Consider the following 18,166-nt stretch of genomic DNA (forward strand, 5'->3'; position numbering starts at 1 on the left):
GTTTGCACCTTGTTTAGCTGGCCCACTGTTGCTGCCAGCTCGTCAACTCATTACCAATCATCGGTTGCGCGGCATAGTACCCCTGACAATAGTCACAACCAAGTGCCGTCATCAACTGCCAGCATGCATGGTCTTCAACACCTTCGGCGACTGTCGACAAACCCAGCCTTTTCGCGATATCTAAACTGGCTTCGACAATCGCCCGCAACTTAGGTTTTTGCGCAGCATCGCGAACGAAGCTCTGATCTATCTTCAACTCTGTAAAAGGTACCTGGCCCAGTTTCTCAAACGAAGAGTAGCCTGTGCCAAAATCATCGATGGCCAACTGCACACCATTCATACGCAAACGCGCCATCGTTTCGATCATTGAGCCCAGGTTGGCCGTTAACTCACACTCTGTCAGTTCAATCATGCACAACTTAGGAGGGATCTGGTATCGCTTAAGTAAGCGCAACAGGCGATCGCTGAATCGCGTGTCTGTCATTGCATTGGGAGGCAGATTGATGGCCACGGTAAGTTCCTGCCCCCAATTGAGAAACTCACGACACTGCCTCAGTGAAGCGCTGATCATGAGTTCGGAGACCAGCTCCATCTCATGCGCACGCTCTAATACCGGGAGAAAGAATCCGGGAGATATCACACCGCGGGTTGGGTGATACCAACGTACCAGACTCTCAACACCCACCCACTGACGGTTATCAAAACGCACCTTGGGTTGAAACACAGCTTGGAACTGGCCTTGCTCAAACCCCTCCATTATCTCATGCAGCGAAAATGGCAGGCCTGCCTGGCCATTGGGAACTGATGGAGGCTTTTTGATTAACAGCTCTGCTAATGCAGAGGGCTGCAAAGGCTTGGATAATGCACCAAAGACATTGAGTCCATACTCGGTCGCCATTGCATCAGCGGAGTGAAGTAATATATCAGACTCAGCGCTGACAAGAATAAGCCCGCCCTGATATGCCTTGCGCCCTAGATGACGAATAAACTCCAGCCCATCCATCTTGGGCATTTGCAGATCGCATATCACCAAATCAAACGCGTTTTCTATCGCCAGTAGCTCAAGCGCATGATGGCCATCAGTTGCTTGCCAACACTGCTCAACACCGAGTTTTTCCAGCAAAGCCATCTGGATCTGTCGTTGCACCGGCTGATCTTCCACCAGCAGTACCCGCAGCCGCTTGACCTGCTCCGTTTCTTCCATGGTTTCCTTCCCCAATGGGCAGCCAGCGCTATACTTATTGAATTGTCCTGCTAGAGGAGAAGCGGATGTTGACTCTCACTTACCTCAGGATATTGCTGGTAGCCTTCGTAACAGTATATCTACTTGGATGCAGCTCTACGACCTCACTACAGTCTCAAGTAAAGCCCATTCTCACAGATTCGCTATGGCATGATGTCGCTTTTGCAAAGCGCCCCTCAATCCCATCCCAACAAGCTATCTTTGAGATCTCACCTGAAATGCAAAACTATCTGGATAACAGTCTCAAAGGGCATAAAAAGGGCAGCTACACTCGGCTGGCAAGGTTGGTTGACCTGCTGCGCAGCAAAGACGAATTGATGCTGGACTACGATAACCGTGCCACGCTGACAGTTTCAGAGGCTTATCAACAGCGTTTAGGTAACTGTTTATCACTCTCTTTGATGACCATGGCCATTGCTGATGCATGGGAGCTGGATGTCAAACTGCAGCAACCAGATTTTCCGGAGCTTTGGGAGCATAGAAACGATATCTATCTGGTGAGTCAGCACGTTAATGTGCTTATAGATATTCCGAGAGCCTATGGCGCAGGCGAAGATACCAGTGACAATGCGCATACCATAGATTTCAGCGGTAACCCAAGCCTGCGCTACTTACCTCAAAAAACCTTATCAGAAGAGCGCATAATTGCGATGTTCTACAATAATCGCGCAGCTCAGGCGATCACTGAGAAAAACTATGATACTGCCTATTGGTTGAGCAAAGCCGCATTGCATGCGGACGCAGGGTATATCTCGGGTTACGCCACCTTAGGTGTGGTCTATTCGCGGTCAGGTTATGCGGAAAAAGCAGCGAGCGCCTACAGGGAGGGGCTCAAGCACCAGCCGGCCCACCCTCTACTACTGGCAAACCTTGCGATTTTGTTGGAGCGCACTGGCGACGTTGACGGTCTTGCTGAAATCCAACCACGTTTAGATAAGCTTATCGAAAGCAATCCGTTTCATTACCACGATCAGGGTGAGCTTGCATTTAACGCAGGTGAGTATCGCAAAGCACTCCGGTTTTATGAGCGAGGCTTAAAGCTAAGCCCCTATATCCATGACCTGTACTTCGGGCTGGCCAAAAGCTATCACGCCCTTGGCCACAAACAGAAAGCAAAAAAATACCTCGAAGTCGCAATGGAGCTCAGCAGTAGTTACGCAACCCAGCAGCGATACAAGCGCAAGTTGGAAGCGCTGCAAGGTCGCATTCCAGCCACGGCACGGATCAACCGTTAACGGTCAGTTGCCTGCTGCTCTTAACCCTCTGCGATAAGCCGAAATGGCCGGTATCGTGCTGACAACGACGGTTGCGCCAATCACGCTGGTGAGCATCACTATGTTGGACGAGCTGAGAAAGTTGGCGCTGATATGCAGTCCAAACTCAGCGCTAATAAGGCTCCCTGTTGCCAGCAACAATCCACTCAGTAGTGCGCCAGCAATGCTTGCCGCAAGCAGCACAATTATCAGCGCCTCGGCTTGGATCAGCCGGAACAGAAACCAGGGCGAAGCGCCAATCAATCGCATCACTTGGATCTCTCTTTGCCGCTCTCTGATAGACGCCAGCATCATGGCACTGAGCCCAAGCAAAGAGGCGACCAATATCAGCGCCGAAATCAGTCGCAGTGTATCTTCCATCACTGCCATCATTTGCCATAGCTCACTCAATGCTACGCCGGGTAGGATCGCCGTCAACGGCTCTGCACGGTAATCGTTGATCGCGCGTTGGACCTGAAAGGTTGCCATTTTTGATTTCAACCCCACCATCATCGCGGTGATGTTTTTGGGCACCAACATTGCGGGATCGATATGCTCATCGGCACCGGGTTTGGTGGGTAGTTTAATTCCTTGCTGCCAATTGATATGGATAGCTTCGATACCCTCCAAGCTCACATACAAAGCTTGATCCACAGGAGTGCCGGTAGGCGCCAGGACCCCCACCACGGTAAACGGCTTATCATCATGGTCACTGAACCCGGTGCTGACTATGCCGTGGGATAAGATAAGGCTCTCTCTCAGCTGATAACCGAGTTTGCGCGCAACGTCTGCCCCCAATACCACATCAAACAGGCCATCAAATTCTCGACCCTGAGCAAACCGCAGCGTTTGCTGCTGGCCATAACGAAAATGGGTGAAATAGTCTTTGCTGGTGCCCATCACCCGGTAGCCTTTGTGTGAGTCCCCCAAAGAGATTGGGATTGTCCAGGCAATATTCGGCATCGCCTGAATCTCTTGATAAGTCGACCAGTCGATATTGTTGGTGGCGTTGCCCATTCGAAACACCGAATAAAGCAACAGGTTGACCGAGCTGGTACGCGCGCCAGCAATAAGATCGACGCCAGAAACGGTTTGACTGAAGCTTTGTTTGGATTGATGGCGGATGTGTTCAACCCCCAGCAAAACCAGGATACTGACAGTCAGCGCCATCAAGGTGAGTAGGACCGAACCTTTACGGCTAAGCAGACTTTTCCAACTGAGGCGTAAAAACATCAGGCCACCTCCGCAGCTTGGTTGATCTCAACTATCGACTCATGCCGGCTGAAATGGCTGGCAAGCTCATCTTCATGGCTGACAAACACTAAAGTCGCAGGCTGCTCAGTCAGCAGCTCCTTCAACAATGTCATAAACTGGTCGCGATTTTTCTTGTCCAGTGCCGATGTTGGCTCGTCCATAATCAGCAGTTCCGGGCGGTTAACCAAAGCTCGGGCGATTGCTACCCGTTGTTGCTGCCCCACGCTCAACTGGCTGCTTGCCTTGTGCCACAGCGACTTAGGAATGTTCAGGTGCGACAATAGATCTTCTGCTGACCGACTGGCGCCTCTGCCACTGGTGCCACTGGTGCCACTGGCAAAATGGCTGGCCAACCGCACATTGTCGAGCGCACTGAGGTAAGGCACCAGGTTAAATTGCTGAAATACACAGCCTATGTGATTGGCACGAAACTTATCCCGCTGACGAGCACTCATCTGATCCAATCGATGACCGCAGATCTCAATCTCGCCCGTCGAGGCAGGAAAGATACCATTGAGTAGGTTGATCAATGTGGTTTTGCCTGAGCCAGATGGCCCTTGCAAAAATACCTGCTCGCCAGCGTCGGCTGACCACTCAGGTATATTCAACACTGGCACGTTTGGCTGCTCAGCGTAAGCATATGAAAGCGCGCGAATAACTATCGACATGGTAATCTATTCTGCTCGGGCAATTTGAAGGCAGTCCCACGCTTTGCAAGATAGTTCCCGCATGGGCGTTATGATATAACGTCGGTATTGATACACGTTTATGACTCCTCAGGAAAGACCGCTGTGAATCGGATCCAACCTAATCGCACTTCTATCGCTCGTGCTTTGATGTTTCTCATGTTTTGTTTTGGCATTGTGTCGTGCAGTGAGCCAGGTTATGAGGCTGCCCCTCAAGCCGGCCCAACGGCCGATGCCAAACCGAAGGAATACCAGACCATCCAATGGATCGAGCTGATGCCTACTGAGGACCTAGATGCCTTGCTCAACCCACCAGAGTTCTTGGGTAGTATTGCAGACGGCTCAGATGAAGATTTGGCCGACAGTAAACTTCAGCTTGATGCCAGCAATGTTGGTGATAGCCCGTATGAGCAAGCCTTGGTTTCCACCCGTGTCATCGAAGAGATGAACAATCAAGCCATTCGTCTTCCAGCGTTTGTGGTGCCACTGGATTTTGATGACACCATGGTTACCAAGGAATTTTTCCTGGTGCCGTTTTTCGGCGCTTGCATCCATGTGCCACCACCACCACCCAACCAGATCATTTACGTTAAGCACCCTAAAGGCGTGCAGTTAGGGTCGCTTTACGACGTGTTCTGGTTCTCGGGAACCATCAAAACCGAGATGATCGAAAATGATATGGCGAAAGCCGCCTATACCATGCAGATCGATCAAATCGAGCCTTATCTGGATTAATCTTTTTCGGACTCATCATAGAGGCCCAGCGAACAGCTAGCTGGGCCTAATTCAAACAAAGCAGGTTTAACCCCGGTCAAACCGCAGCGCCTCGCCAATCGGTGCACTTTGCAAAGGCTGCTCGCCATCGTAAACCACTTGGCCATTCACTAACGTGGCAACAACCCTGGCACTAAACGTCACGCCATTAAACGGCGTCCACTGGCATTTATAATAGGTATTGTCGTGAGTCACAGGCGTGGTCTGATTTGGATCCACCAGCACCAGATCGGCGTAGTAACCCTCACGAATAAAACCACGTTCAGCCACCCGATAGCGTAATGCAGGGTTATGAGCCACTTTCTCAACCACTTGGGCAACGGTTAGTTCCTGCCGTTTCACTTGGTCAAACAAAGTTAGCAACGCGTGTTGCACCAATGGCAGACCCGCAGGTGCAGATAGATAGGGCTGCCCTTTCTCTTCCCAGGTATGAGGCGCGTGGTCGGTGGCAATAATATCAATACGCTGATCCCTCAGTGCCTGCAGTAATGCCACGCGGTCCTGCTCCCGCTTAATTGCAGGATTACATTTAATCTGATTGCCCAGTGCAGCATAGTCATCTTGTGAGAACCACAAGTGATGAACACACGCCTCAGCGGTGATCGACTTATTCTCTACCGGTCCTGCATCGAACAATGCCAGTTCTTTCGCCGTGGTGATATGTAATACGTTTAGCTGGGAGCCAAAGCGTTTTGCCAACGACACGGCCAACGATGAGGACTGATAACAGGCTTCGTCATCGCGCAACAAAGGATGTTGGTCGATAGTGAAGTCTTTACCAGGCAGCGCAAGTCTCTCTGTGTTTTTAGCGATCACAGGTCCGCTTTCACAGTGCGTGGCAATCAATACAGGAGACTCGCGGAATATCGCCTCAAGTATTGCAGGCTCTTCCACCAGCAGATCGCCGGTAGATGCGCCCATAAACACTTTTACGCCACATACACTGCTAGGGTCCAGCTGCTTAATCTGCTCCAGATTATCCGGTGAAGCCCCCAGGTAAAACGAATAGTTAGCCAAGGAAGATTGAGCAGCAATAGCATGTTTGGCAGCCAGCGCATCCAAGGTAGTGGTGGATGGCTTAACGTTTGGCATCTCCATATAGCTGGTGATACCACCGGCAACCGCTGCTCGGGATTCTGTGGCAATGGTGCCTTTGTGCACGAGTCCTGGTTCACGAAAATGTACCTGGTCATCAATCATCCCAGGCATTAGCCAGGCGCCTTTCGCGTCGATGACCTGATCTGAATCTGCTACAGCGATGCTGGAGGCGACCTTATCAATCCGGTCGCCAACGATTTGCACATCGCCTTCAACGACCTTACCTTCATTAACAATGCGCGCGTTTTTTATGACTAGTGCTGACATTTATCCACCCGACAAAAACGAAAATTCTGAATATGGCCGTAGGCGACCATTGCTGACCCCAATAGGGTCATGCCCTTCTCTCCAAATTCTCCAAAAACGTCGTGCCCAATAACCAAGGCTAAGACCAGCGAAAGCAATCCTGCGGCGCCCCAACCAAGCACACGCCAATGACCATGCTTACGACAACCAAACAGTAGCGCCAGCGCACTGGTAGGCAAAACGACGCCCACCAGGATCATATGAAATGACTCATCCGCAAACATGGTGCCCGCCATCGCTGGAATCATCGCTATCGCCACCGGAAGCAAGGCGCAATGGATCGCACATAGCAATGAAACACCGATGGCGAATCTATCCAACGTTTGAGTTTTTACATTCATTCTCTATTCCTTTTTGCTTGCTCAGTCGCCGGTCAGACAACTCTGGCAAACACAATTCAATTCCAACTGAGGTGAGGCTAAGTGATAACCGGCCGCCTCAATATTCCTTTGCAGCGATTCAACAACTGCCGCATCTGCACCGAGTTCTTTCACCTCACCACATCGCTGGCAAATCAAAAACTGCGGGATACCGTGTTTATGCTTACAACAGATATGGGCACAGGCGACGTACTTATTTGCCAGCTGCAATTTGTGGATCAAGTGCTCCTGCTCCAGAAACTCAAGCATGCGATAAACCGACATGACAGGAATCGTCTGCCCCTGCAGCTCCCGGCAGACGTCAGCGATCTCATAAGCTGAAAGCGCTTTATTCGAATGCAACAATGCCAAAAGCACTTGTTTGCGTTTATCAGTCAGGCGCGCACCAGCTTGCTTACACTGCTGCTCAGCGGCTGCCAGGACCTGCTCTGCCCTTCCCATATCGGTTACCTTAATCTAAGCGTCTGCTGACCTTGTTTGAGTGTGGCGGCCCCTTGCTTACCATAGGCAACCCACTGCACATTCAAAGTTTCCATTGCCGGAAAAAATGACATCAGCTTGATATCCAGCGACTGAACAGACGCTGCACTATCGCAAGTGAATTGATAGCTCACCGTGATATCTGCATGCTCGCCATGAGCTTCGTGATCATGACCGTCATGATCATGTTCTTCATGATCGTGTCCTTTGTGCTCATGTTCATCATGGGCATGCTCATCGTGAGAACCATGGGCGTGATCATCATGTTTGTGCTCGTCATGGTGATCATCGTGTTTATGACCGTCGTGCCCGTGGTCGTCATGGTCATGGTCATGGTCATGGTCATGGTCATGGTCATGGTCATGGTCAGCCAGCATCAATTGCTTAAGATCGCTTTGGTATTCAGAGAGTTGACAATCTGCGCCTTGAATAGTGAACAAAGCTCCGGCATCAGCCAGGTGCTTAGCCGCGTCTTCAACACGCTTAATCTGCGCTTCAGTGGTCGCGCGATGTTCAAAACCAACCAAATTATCGGCAGGTGATCTCAACTCAACCATCAGCTGGTTTTGATCGGCAATCAGGTCCATCGCAGCAATGCCGTGCACATGGGGCTGACTTGCCTGGGCAGCAGAAAAGACAACGGGTAACGTCATGGCTGCACCAATAACAGCAGCTAACCTGTGAGCACTTTTCTTAACTAAACACATAGTGACACTCGCCATATTAAAAGTATTCGCTGGCAATAATGTTACAACATATCATTTGCTTATCAAGCGGAATAAAAGTGCCTAGAAGAGATATCAGTCATTCCCTGAGGTCCTTGGGCGAGCCCATCACCACATGGGTGCTGATTGTGGCCACCCCTGGGATCATACCCAGCACATCGGTATGAAATGACTTATAGGCGGTCAAGTCGTTGGTCTCTACACGCAGCAGGTATTCGTAAGGACCGGTGACGTTGTGACATTCCAATACATCCGGTGATTGGATAATTGCCTGCTCAAACGTTAACTGTGCTTCTTTGGTATGTTCCGACAACCCCACCGCCACATAAGCAGCAAAGCCTTTGCCCAACTTAAGTGAATTGAGTTTGGCGCGATAGCCTTTAATGACCCCTTCCCGCTCCAACTCCTGTACACGGCGTAAACAGGCGGAAGCCGACAAACCAATGCGTTCAGCCAGTTCGGCGTTGGTGATACGAGCGTCCCTGGTTAGCTCATGCAATATTCTGTCGTTATATCTGTCTTTCTTCATATTTTATTGCTTACAAAACTACATATAAGCAATTTTAGCAAAATAATTTCGCCAGTAACCGATTAAGCTAGCTCCCATTCAAAATATGGGAGCCTTCAATGACAATCGAAATTCTTGCCGCACTGAGCTTATTCGCTCTGGTTTCCTCTATCACACCCGGCCCCAACAATATGATGCTGCTGGCGTCTGGCGCCAACTATGGCCTGCTTCGCTCTCTGCCTCACATGCTGGGTGTCGCTATCGGTTTTTCATTGATGCTGGTGATCGTTGGATTCGGCATTATGCAGTTGTTTGAGTTATACCCCACCAGCTATACACTGCTTCAGGTGGTGAGCATCAGCTATCTGCTCTACCTTGCCTTCAAGCTGGCAACAGCTGCGCCTATGTCGACTGATACTGCAAAATCCGGCCGCCCGATGACCTTTATCCAAGCGGTACTGTTTCAGTGGGTGAACCCAAAGGCCTGGACCATGGCGGTCACGGCCATCAGCATCTACGCGCCAAACCAGGACACCCGCGCCATCTTATTGGTCGCCCTGGTTTTTGGTGTGGTTAACCTACCTGCGATATTTACTTGGCTGATGATGGGCAAACAGATGCAACGCCTGTTGACCAAACAAAAACACCTGAAGGTATTTAATGTCTCGATGGCACTGCTATTGGTGGGATCGCTGTATCCGATGCTGGGATGAGCTATATAGCTCCATCGATAATGCGTTTTTCTTCATCATTTGTGCAGTAAGTGGACAAGACCGCTCTAGAAGTGTCGCCTGGTTCACTTTCGCCAAGCAGACACATGCGAGCAATACAGCACTTTAATGGAGTAGGCAGCTTTACGTATGGCTCATTCCAAATCGAGTCTAAAACTTCACTTAGCTCAGTAATTCTAGCCGTCGTTATTCTCCATAGGCAGTCATCATATGCACGAAAATAACGCTCATCATTAGCGAGATCTAGCTTTAAAAGGTCATCTAAACCAGACTTTAACCAACTCATAAAATGTCGATACTCCCCGGAGTTTATTTAAGCTAAACGTACTTCGTTTCGGTTTTGTTTGTCCATCTCTGACAAAGCATATAAACAGTTATGTAAAGCTGTTCGGTTTGTCGCTGAAGTTGACACCGACAACTCCCCTTCTATGTGCCTGGAGCGAAGCCAAGTGTCTGCGTAATGATGGGCAAGGATGCCCATCATAGGCTCGTTAAACAGGGAGGTTTATCGAGCCGTTAGCGCAGGGTCTGGTGAACTTTAGCGGGTGTTTTTTGCAGCAAACAGTTGGGGATTTAGGCAAGGCAGAGGTAGCGAAGTTGAGTGGATCTCAATAAGCTGCCGATAACGTAGAATAAATCCCCAACTGATGCTGCCCGAAGGGTTCGTCGAAACGCACTTTCGCTGTGTCATTCGTTACTTGCTTAGCTCACTAAGCTACGCAACTCATTTCTTGCTCAATTGCGCGTTTCGTTCGAACAAAACTCATCCGCCAAAGGCCACCAGACCCTATGCCAGCGAGAGCGAAGGACAAGCACATAGTTGGGGCGCCTTCTTTGTTGGTCGAGAATGGTTGTTAGGGAGCGAACGCGCATTCGCTCCCTAACTTGGGCGCAGAGACCAAATTCAGTAAAAGAAAATGAGCGAATTGCGCCCGAAAAATCTCACTCAAATTTGGAAAATACCTTCCCAACCCAAGACACAAAAAAAGCCCCAGACAGGGGCTTCTTCAACGATAACAACCAAATTCCAAAATCTTAAAACGGAATATCGTCATCAAAATCCAGTGGCGGCTCGTTACCCATTGGCGCTTGTTGCGCAGGCTGCTGCGCTGGCGCGCCAGCAGGCTTTTGCGGAGCGAAACCTTGTTGCTGTTGAGCAGGTTGCTGCATCGGCTGTTGTGCTGGCTGAGCGGCAGGCTGCTGTGCCGGCGCTTGAGGCTGGAAGCCACCCGCTTGCCGCTGTGGTTGGAAACCACCCTGCTGCTGTTGTGGTTGGAAGCCACCGCCTTGACCCCCCTGGCCACCCGCGCCGCGGCTGTCCAGCATCTGCATTTCGTTGGCGATGATCTCTGTGGTGTAGCGATCCTGGCCTTGCTGATCCTGCCATTTGCGGGTCTGCAGACGGCCTTCGATATAAACTTTTGAACCTTTACGCAGATATTCACCTGCGATCTCGGCCAAGCGACGATACATGGTCACACGATGCCACTCAGTCTGTTCTTTCTGTTCGCCGGTCTGCTTGTCTTTCCAGGTTTCACTGGTTGCCACGGTAAAATTGGCGACGGCTGCGCCATTTGGCATATAGCGAACTTCGGGGTCTTGCCCCAGGTTTCCGACCAATATGACTTTGTTTACGCCTCTGCTGGCCATGCCATGCTCTCCACTATTTCGCTTATCTTGTTTCTAAAATGAGTTAACTCTGGCGACCAGCCACGACGGCCTTTGCTGTCGCCAGTTCAAATGTTTCGTCCACCTTAAGGTAGGTGAGTCCCTCGCCAGCCACGACCGTGACCTCTTTTACACCTGGCAACTGTTGCAGCTGCTCCATTAACCAGGTTGGCGAAGGGATACCTTGCTCATCTTCAGGCAGGTTCAGAGTAACACTTCGATAACGCCCTGCTTCCTGCATGCCCCAGGCAGCAATCCCCCATAATACCACTATGAACGCTGCAGCCCAGAAAAGGATTTGAACGCTGTACCACTGCACCAGCACACCGCCCAGTACGCCGCCTAAAAAGGCGCCGAAAAACTGGCTGCTGGCATAAATCCCCATCGCACTGCCCTTTGCTCCCGCAGGCGCAAAACGCGCGATCAGGGTGGGAAGGGTCGCTTCAAGGTAATTAAAACCGGTAAAGAATACTATTATTCCGGTCACGAGTAGCCAGTTAGTTGGCGCAAACGCGAACAGGATCAAACTGGCGATCAGAAGAAGCTGGGCGAATCTCACACCACCCCGACTATTTCGCTTTTTGCCGGTGACAATCAACACAGGGATCATCAGCACGAACGACAACAATAATGTCGGCAAGTAAACATGCCAGTGACTAGGGGCCTCATACCCCGCTCGGATAAGCTCTCCCGGTAAGCCAACAAACATAGCCGTCATCACCAGGTGCAGCGCAAAGATACCGATATTGAGACGACTCAGCTGCGGGTCTGATGCCATCTGCTTTAACCTAGATGGGATAGGCGCCACATCGCCCTTTGGTGCACTTGAAACAGTGTTGGGTACAGCACGCCACACCAACAGGCAAGAGACAATCGCCAGCCCCGACGTTAGCCAGAACAACCCCGGCAGATGCAGTTTAGGAGCGAGCACTGGCCCCGCCACCAAGGCAACGGCAAAGCTGATACCGATAAACATGCCGATCAACGCCATCACTTTAGGGCGATTTTCATCTCGGGTCAGATCTGCTGCCAGCGCCAATACCACACTGGAAATCGCCCCCATACCCTGAAGTGCGCGACCAATCGTCACACCGTATACGGAATCACTCAGCGCCGATACCACACTGCCGATAAAGAACAGCAATAAACCAAAGTAGATAATTGGCTTACGTCCGAACCTGTCTGATGCCAGTCCCATGGGGATCTGAAACAACGCCTGAGTCAGGCCATAAGCACCAATCGCTAATCCCACCCAAAGTGGCGCATAACCGTCCAGCTCACTGCCATAAAGTGCAAATACCGGCATGATCATAAACAGGCCAAGCATGCGCGCGGCAAATACGGTTGCCAGCGAATAGGCGGTTTTTGATTCAGTAGGTGAAAGTCCGAGAGCCATCGACGTCAGGAGCTAAATGAGATTTATTATTAGGAGGCAGAAGTCTAACACGCTCCTTTTCATGCATCATCTTCGAATCGACTTCTTGCAATCGAATTCTTTCAATCAAAAATGAAACACAAAAAAGGCGCCCTCATTCCAATGGAATGCTGGGCGCCAAAACAAAGGGAATGGCCAGGGCCATAAGGGCCCTTTGGTTTTACTTAAAAGTTATGAATGCTTACTGGCTCACTTACGCTGCGCTTGAATACATTCACTTTACCGCACTGAGCGAAATGGTTGCCTGAAGCATATGGAGCGCCAGATTGGGCTACATCAGCTTCCCAGCCTGGACCGTTACTGATGTAGGTTTTCAGCTCAAACCAAACGCCGTCAACCGCCTTGCTACAATCCATTTCAACGTCGAGCATCCAGTAGTGGGCGCCATAGACGTTCAGCACTTCAACACCGTAGCCATCAACTGCGACAGTTTTTTCTGCACCCCAGTCAGCAGGCCATTGGTCGATAGTCCAGTCAGCTGCTGAACCTTCAGCCGCGCTGCTTTGGCCTGACTCAGTGCCATACCAGTCGAGGTAGCTGTCATTCGCTTTCCAAGGAGCCGTAGTCTCATTCTTCAGGTTCAAATGACGAATAGGCATCGCACAGGCGTAGTTGGTTTCAGTACAGTTGCGACCCAATACGTTCGCCGCGTAAGTGTGGTCGATACCACCACGGATAAACATATCCTGACCAGATTCAGTCTGACCTTCTACCAGGATAACAGTACGCTGCCAGTCTCCAGGTTGGTCGCCTTTGGTCCAGATAGCCCAGTCAGTGCCTGAAGCAGTCACAGACCAACCTGTGCCACTTGGGCTCCAGTTTTTGTTACCCATCTTCATTGCCAGCTTGTCGCCAATATAGGCAGCATAAAGGCCCTGCTCAGCACGCTCGATTGAGATAGAAGAATCTGAGTGCAGACCTGCGTCACGACGCACCTGCATCAGTTGTTTGATCTGCTCGCCCAAACCCCAATCGAAGTAGTGAGCCCAATAGACTGAAGGCACACCTGGGTGAGTCAGAATGTAGGCATATGCCTGCATCACCTTGTCACAAGGTACCGGCCAATGGCTTTGACCGTTACCACACATCTCACTTGGGCCCGTATCGTGGTTATCAACAAAGGTCACTGAGCGGCTTGGCCAAGCACCAATCGTCCCCTGTGGATTGCCGTTACCATCGGTCAGGTGGCTGTAGTCATAGGTTTCCAGAACCTTGTTCAGAATACCTTTGGTTGTGAAATCGAATACGGCGCTGTTACCGCCAGTCGAATCAACCCAGTCGATCTGAAGTTGACGATGGCTGTCAGGATATTCACCGCCGAAGAAGCAACCTTCGCCGTTATAACAAAGCGATGTCCAGTACTCACCAACACTGAAATAAGGTGACGTGGCGTTGTTGTATTCACCGTTGTAGCCACCCCAGTAACCTTTGACATAGTCGTAGCGCCAGCCATCGAAGCCTACGCCTTTGAGTACTGTGTTCATCCAGGTTTTCAGGCTATCGCGAACATAGAATTGGCTGTGGTCAATATCACGGGCCGCATCGTAGCCACCGCCTGAGTCAGCCGCACCACGTGTACCGGTGCAGTTTGAGCCCGGCGCACCCCACGCCTCGTCATCCGACGTAATTGCGTCATGACCCCAGTCAGGGTTTACGAAATCACACCAGCTGCCACTGCCGTTACGGTGGTTGATAACGATATCAGCAATCGCTTTGATACCCTTACCATGCAAGGCTGCGATCAGGTCTCGCAGATCCTGTTCAGTACCATAGTTTGAGTTCAGGTTGTTGTACTGTTCAGGCAGGTAGCCTTCAAGTGAGCCAGCCTGTGATGCAGGCGGCAACCAGACCATATCGAAGCCCGCGTCAGATAGCTCATTAACTTGATGACCGACCTGTTGATACCAGTCGCCAGAGGATGCAGAGTGCCAGTGAAAACCTTGGATCATGACATCGTCATTGTTCTCTGAAACGGCGGCATGCGCTGAAGAGGCAAACGCCATCGCTACAGCTGCAGAGAGCAGATGCTTATTCAATTTCATCAGATTGTCCTGTTGTAGTGTTAAGAGTAAGCGTGTTCTAATTAACTTATTGTTATCGGTTTCATAACATTTGAAACCGGGGCTAGAATGCGGTCAAAAATGAAACAATTCAGTGATCGTTATCACATCCGACCATATTGGCGTCAATTTATTGACGTCAATCAAATTACGCTTCACACCCAGATTGATCCGAACGGATCTAATACAGGTAATACCGATAAAAATGTGCGATGCTACGCGTTTGTCTGCTTGGTATCCGAATACGCTTCTATGGATAAAATTGAGATCCGCGGTGCCCGCACCCACAACCTGAAAAACATCAGTCTCACCCTGCCCCGAGACAAGTTAATTGTGATCACCGGCCTGTCTGGCTCGGGCAAATCGTCGCTGGCATTCGATACCCTTTATGCGGAAGGGCAGCGTCGCTATGTAGAATCACTGTCTGCCTACGCCCGCCAGTTCTTATCCTTGATGGAAAAGCCGGATGTGGATGCCATTGAGGGGCTGTCCCCCGCTATTTCCATCGAGCAGAAATCGACGTCCCACAATCCGCGTTCGACCGTGGGAACCATTACCGAGATCTACGATTACCTGCGCCTGCTGTTCGCCCGTGTTGGTGAGCCTCGCTGTCCGGTACATGACGCTCCGCTGGCGGCTCAGACGGTCAGTCAGATGGTGGACCACGTACTGGCGCAACCGGAAGGCAGTAAATTGATGCTGCTTGCGCCCGTCGTTCAGGAGCGTAAAGGCGAGCACACCAAAGTTTTAGAAGGGCTCGCAGCCCAAGGCTTTATTCGTGCCCGAATTGACGGTGAAGTATGTGACTTGAGCGATCCACCGGTACTGGAGCTGCAGAAGAAACACACCATCGAGGTGATTGTTGACCGCTTTAAAGTTCGTGCAGACCTACAACAACGATTGGCCGAATCATTCGAAACGGCGCTTGAGCTTTGTAACGGCAACGCCAAAGTTGCCTGGATGGATGAGCCTGAGAAAGAAGAGCTGATTTTTTCAGCCAATTTCGCCTGTCCGCACTGTGGCTACTCCATCGCGGAACTGGAGCCTCGCCTGTTCAGTTTTAACAATCCCGCAGGTGCCTGCCCGACCTGTGATGGCTTGGGTACCCAGCAGTTTTTTGATCCTGACAGAATCATCACTAACCCAGATCTGTCTCTGGCTGGCGGAGCGATACGAGGTTGGGACAAACGTAACTTCTACTACTACCAGATGCTCAACTCTCTGGCGGAGCATTTTGGTTTCGAACTGGATATCCCGTTCAAAGATCTCACCGACAATGCCAAAGATGTACTGCTCAACGGCAGTGGCAAACAGGAGATCGAATTCAAATACCTCAATGATCGCGGCGACATAGTGATCCGCCGTCATCCGTTCGAGGGGATCGCCAACAATTTCTCGCGCCGCTATCGCGAAACTGAATCAAGTTCAGTCCGTGAAGAGCTGGCCAAATATATCAGCCACAAACCCTGTCGCAGCTGTGGTGGCACGCGTTTGCGCCAGGAAGCTCGTCACGTATTTGTAAACCAGACCAACCTGCCTGAAGTCGTTGAACACTCTATTGGCGACTGCCTGGAGTTCTTCAAGAACCTGGCTCTCGGAGGCCAAAAAGCCAAGATCGGTGAGAAGATCCTGAAGGAGATCATCGACCGCCTCACCTTCCTGGTGAACGTTGGCCTTAACTATCTGACCCTGTCCCGCTCTGCTGAAACTCTGTCCGGCGGCGAGGCACAGCGAATTCGTCTGGCCAGCCAGATTGGCGCTGGTTTAGTGGGGGTCATGTATGTGTTGGATGAACCATCCATTGGTCTCCACCAGCGCGATAACGAACGCCTGCTAAAAACCCTCAACCACCTGCGCGATCTGGGTAATACGGTGATCGTAGTGGAGCATGATGAGGACGCTATCCGGTGCGCGGACTATATCGTTGATATCGGTCCTGGCGCAGGTGTCCACGGCGGCGAAGTGATCGCAGATGGTTCTCTGGACGACATTATGTCCAGCGATAAGTCGCTGACCGGAAAATACCTCTCTGGCGAAGTCAAAATTGAGGTACCAGAGACTCGTACACCACACAAGGAGCAATGGCTGACCCTGTCTGGCGCCACCGGCAATAACCTGAAGCAAGTTGATCTGACCCTGCCAATCGGCCTGATGACCTGTGTGACAGGCGTTTCTGGCTCAGGTAAATCAACACTGATTAATGACACGCTGTTCCGTATCGCTCACCGCGAACTCAACGGCGCAACCACAGGTGAGCCTGCCCCCTACACTGAAATTGAGGGCATGGACCAGTTGGATAAGGTAGTGGATATCGACCAGAGCCCGATTGGTCGAACCCCGCGCTCAAATCCAGCGACCTATACAGGTATCTTTACGCCTATTCGCGAACTGTTTGCTGCCACCCAGGAAGCTCGCTCCCGCGGTTACAAACCGGGTCGTTTCAGCTTTAACGTCAAAGGCGGTCGCTGTGAGGCCTGCCAAGGGGATGGCGTGATCAAGGTTGAAATGCACTTCCTACCGGATGTGTATGTGCCTTGTGATGTCTGTAAAGGCAAACGTTACAACCGCGAAACACTCGAAGTGCGGTACAAAGGCAAAACCATCGACGAAGTGCTGCAGATGACGGTGGAAGATGCGAGAGAGTTCTTTGATGCGGTACCAGCGATCGCACGTAAACTGCAGACCCTGATGGATGTGGGACTGAGTTATATCCGCCTGGGACAATCTGCGACCACCCTGTCCGGTGGTGAAGCGCAGCGAGTGAAGCTGGCCAAAGAGCTGTCTAAAAGGGATACAGGCAAAACCCTCTACATCCTGGATGAGCCCACCACAGGCCTGCATTTCCACGATATTCAGCATCTGCTGGATGTACTGCATCGACTCCGTGACCATGGCAACACCGTGGTCATCATCGAGCATAACCTGGACGTCATTAAAACCGCAGACTGGATCGTAGATTTGGGACCAGAGGGCGGCTCAGGTGGCGGTCAGATCCTGACCAGCGGGACACCTGAGCAGGTAGCCGAACACGAGAACTCCCACACCGCACGGTTCCTGAAACCTATGCTCGGCTGATACGGCGTCAATCAGGCACAGCAAAAGGGCGGTATTTACCGCCCTTTTTTGTACCCATGACCTTCAAACCGCTCTCTTTAGCGGTTCGGCTCTAACTTCAAGCCTTCACTTGGTAAAGTGCTGCTGAGTGGCGCGCCGATACCTGAAATAGGCGGCGTAAACTGACTGTTAAGCATGTGCGCCAAATGCTTGAGGTGACCGCGTACATGGTCATCCACCACCATCTTGTCGGTAAAGGCGACATTCTCCAATGCGCTGGCCAATCTGCGAGCACTTTCCGGGGACATTTCTTTTAACTGATTGGCCATCAGTTGTTGTGCTACTTCAATAGCGGTCAGGCGTCGATGCACGGCGTTTAGCTCGTGTTGCAGGTCAAGATCGCTCATTCGGTGCTCCCATCGTTGAATTCTTTACATTCGATTGGCTATCGAGTTCTGTGATGTTACCTAAAGGATTGAATATAAAAACGTTAGCTGACGAACAGTTTTAC

17 protein-coding genes are annotated in these 18,166 nt (G+C 51.0%); 4 read left to right on the forward strand and 13 right to left on the reverse strand.

Features of this window, described 5'->3' with window-relative positions; all coding sequences use genetic code 11:
* Window positions 1–13 precede the first annotated feature (13 nt).
* Window positions 14–1,204, reverse strand: a complete 1,191-nt coding sequence (locus ABEA14_RS17350) for an EAL domain-containing response regulator (RefSeq protein WP_345341776.1) — start codon at window positions 1,202–1,204, stop codon at window positions 14–16.
* 65 nt (window positions 1,205–1,269) lie between these two features.
* Between ABEA14_RS17350 and ABEA14_RS17355 the strand changes: the two genes are divergently transcribed.
* On the forward strand, window positions 1,270–2,478 hold the full coding sequence (locus tag ABEA14_RS17355; protein ID WP_345341778.1) for a tetratricopeptide repeat protein: 1,209 nt from the start codon (window positions 1,270–1,272) through the stop codon (window positions 2,476–2,478).
* 3 nt (window positions 2,479–2,481) lie between these two features.
* Here ABEA14_RS17355 and ABEA14_RS17360 read toward each other — a convergent pair whose 3' ends face one another.
* A complete protein-coding gene (locus ABEA14_RS17360; protein WP_345341780.1) occupies window positions 2,482–3,729 on the reverse strand; it encodes an ABC transporter permease in 1,248 nt (415 codons plus the stop codon).
* Window positions 3,729–4,418 carry an ABC transporter ATP-binding protein gene (locus tag ABEA14_RS17365; protein WP_345341782.1) on the reverse strand — a complete coding sequence of 230 codons (690 nt, stop codon included), beginning with the start codon at window positions 4,416–4,418 and terminating at the stop codon, window positions 3,729–3,731. Before ABEA14_RS17365 ends, ABEA14_RS17360 begins: the two co-directional genes overlap by 1 nt.
* Window positions 4,419–4,541: 123 nt before the next feature.
* On the opposite strand from ABEA14_RS17365, the gene ABEA14_RS17370 reads away from it, so the two are divergent.
* Window positions 4,542–5,171, forward strand: coding sequence for a DUF3299 domain-containing protein (locus ABEA14_RS17370; RefSeq protein ID WP_345341784.1), 630 nt, complete (start codon window positions 4,542–4,544; stop codon window positions 5,169–5,171).
* Between the two features lie 66 nt (window positions 5,172–5,237).
* On the opposite strand, the gene ABEA14_RS17375 is transcribed toward ABEA14_RS17370, so the two are convergent.
* The 5 genes from ABEA14_RS17375 to ABEA14_RS17395 form a co-directional block, all read right to left on the reverse strand.
* Complete coding sequence (locus tag ABEA14_RS17375) at window positions 5,238–6,575, reverse strand: dihydroorotase (RefSeq protein WP_345341786.1); 1,338 nt, start codon at window positions 6,573–6,575, stop codon at window positions 5,238–5,240.
* Window positions 6,563–6,955, reverse strand: coding sequence for a MerC domain-containing protein (locus ABEA14_RS17380; RefSeq protein ID WP_345341788.1), 393 nt, complete (start codon window positions 6,953–6,955; stop codon window positions 6,563–6,565). The genes ABEA14_RS17375 and ABEA14_RS17380 overlap by 13 nt, the downstream gene beginning before the upstream one ends.
* Before the next feature lie 21 nt (window positions 6,956–6,976).
* The gene (locus ABEA14_RS17385; protein ID WP_345341790.1) at window positions 6,977–7,435 is read right to left on the reverse strand and encodes a Fur family transcriptional regulator; all 459 of its coding nucleotides are present in this window, start codon (window positions 7,433–7,435) and stop codon (window positions 6,977–6,979) included.
* A 5-nt stretch (window positions 7,436–7,440) separates the two neighbouring features.
* A complete protein-coding gene (locus ABEA14_RS17390) occupies window positions 7,441–8,181 on the reverse strand; it encodes a ZrgA family zinc uptake protein (RefSeq protein ID WP_345341792.1) in 741 nt (246 codons plus the stop codon).
* Between the two features lie 97 nt (window positions 8,182–8,278).
* Entirely contained in the window at window positions 8,279–8,728 is a 450-nt protein-coding gene (locus ABEA14_RS17395) for an Lrp/AsnC family transcriptional regulator (RefSeq protein WP_345341794.1), read from the reverse strand.
* Between the two features lie 98 nt (window positions 8,729–8,826).
* Here ABEA14_RS17395 and ABEA14_RS17400 point away from each other — a divergent pair, with 98 nt between their 5' ends.
* On the forward strand, window positions 8,827–9,420 hold the full coding sequence (locus tag ABEA14_RS17400; RefSeq protein ID WP_345341796.1) for a LysE family translocator: 594 nt from the start codon (window positions 8,827–8,829) through the stop codon (window positions 9,418–9,420).
* A gap of 1 nt (window position 9,421) precedes the next feature.
* Here the strand turns inward: ABEA14_RS17400 and ABEA14_RS17405 are convergent, their stop codons facing one another.
* The 4 genes from ABEA14_RS17405 to ABEA14_RS17420 all read right to left on the reverse strand — a co-directional run bounded on the left by ABEA14_RS17405 (window position 9,422) and on the right by ABEA14_RS17420 (window position 14,583).
* Window positions 9,422–9,724, reverse strand: coding sequence for a hypothetical protein (locus tag ABEA14_RS17405; protein ID WP_345341798.1), 303 nt, complete (start codon window positions 9,722–9,724; stop codon window positions 9,422–9,424).
* A 749-nt stretch (window positions 9,725–10,473) separates the two neighbouring features.
* The gene (ssb, locus tag ABEA14_RS17410) at window positions 10,474–11,088 is read right to left on the reverse strand and encodes a single-stranded DNA-binding protein (protein WP_345341800.1); all 615 of its coding nucleotides are present in this window, start codon (window positions 11,086–11,088) and stop codon (window positions 10,474–10,476) included.
* A 43-nt stretch (window positions 11,089–11,131) separates the two neighbouring features.
* Complete coding sequence (locus tag ABEA14_RS17415; protein WP_345341802.1) at window positions 11,132–12,502, reverse strand: MFS transporter; 1,371 nt, start codon at window positions 12,500–12,502, stop codon at window positions 11,132–11,134.
* Between the two features lie 203 nt (window positions 12,503–12,705).
* Window positions 12,706–14,583 (reverse strand): glucan 1,4-alpha-maltotetraohydrolase domain-containing protein, encoded by a 1,878-nt coding sequence (locus ABEA14_RS17420; RefSeq protein WP_345341805.1) that lies wholly within the window; start codon window positions 14,581–14,583, stop codon window positions 12,706–12,708.
* Between the two features lie 270 nt (window positions 14,584–14,853).
* Here ABEA14_RS17420 and uvrA point away from each other — a divergent pair, with 270 nt between their 5' ends.
* Window positions 14,854–17,676: an excinuclease ABC subunit UvrA gene (uvrA, locus tag ABEA14_RS17425; RefSeq protein ID WP_345341819.1), complete on the forward strand. Its 2,823-nt coding sequence runs from the start codon at window positions 14,854–14,856 to the stop codon at window positions 17,674–17,676.
* Window positions 17,677–17,753: 77 nt separating this feature from the next.
* On the opposite strand, the gene ABEA14_RS17430 is transcribed toward uvrA, so the two are convergent.
* Window positions 17,754–18,062 carry a hypothetical protein gene (locus ABEA14_RS17430; RefSeq protein ID WP_345341807.1) on the reverse strand — a complete coding sequence of 103 codons (309 nt, stop codon included), beginning with the start codon at window positions 18,060–18,062 and terminating at the stop codon, window positions 17,754–17,756.
* Window positions 18,063–18,166 lie beyond the last annotated feature (104 nt).

This window comes from Corallincola platygyrae (assembly GCF_039544265.1).
In the GTDB taxonomy this organism is placed as follows: Bacteria; Pseudomonadota; Gammaproteobacteria; order Enterobacterales; family Neiellaceae; genus Corallincola; species Corallincola platygyrae.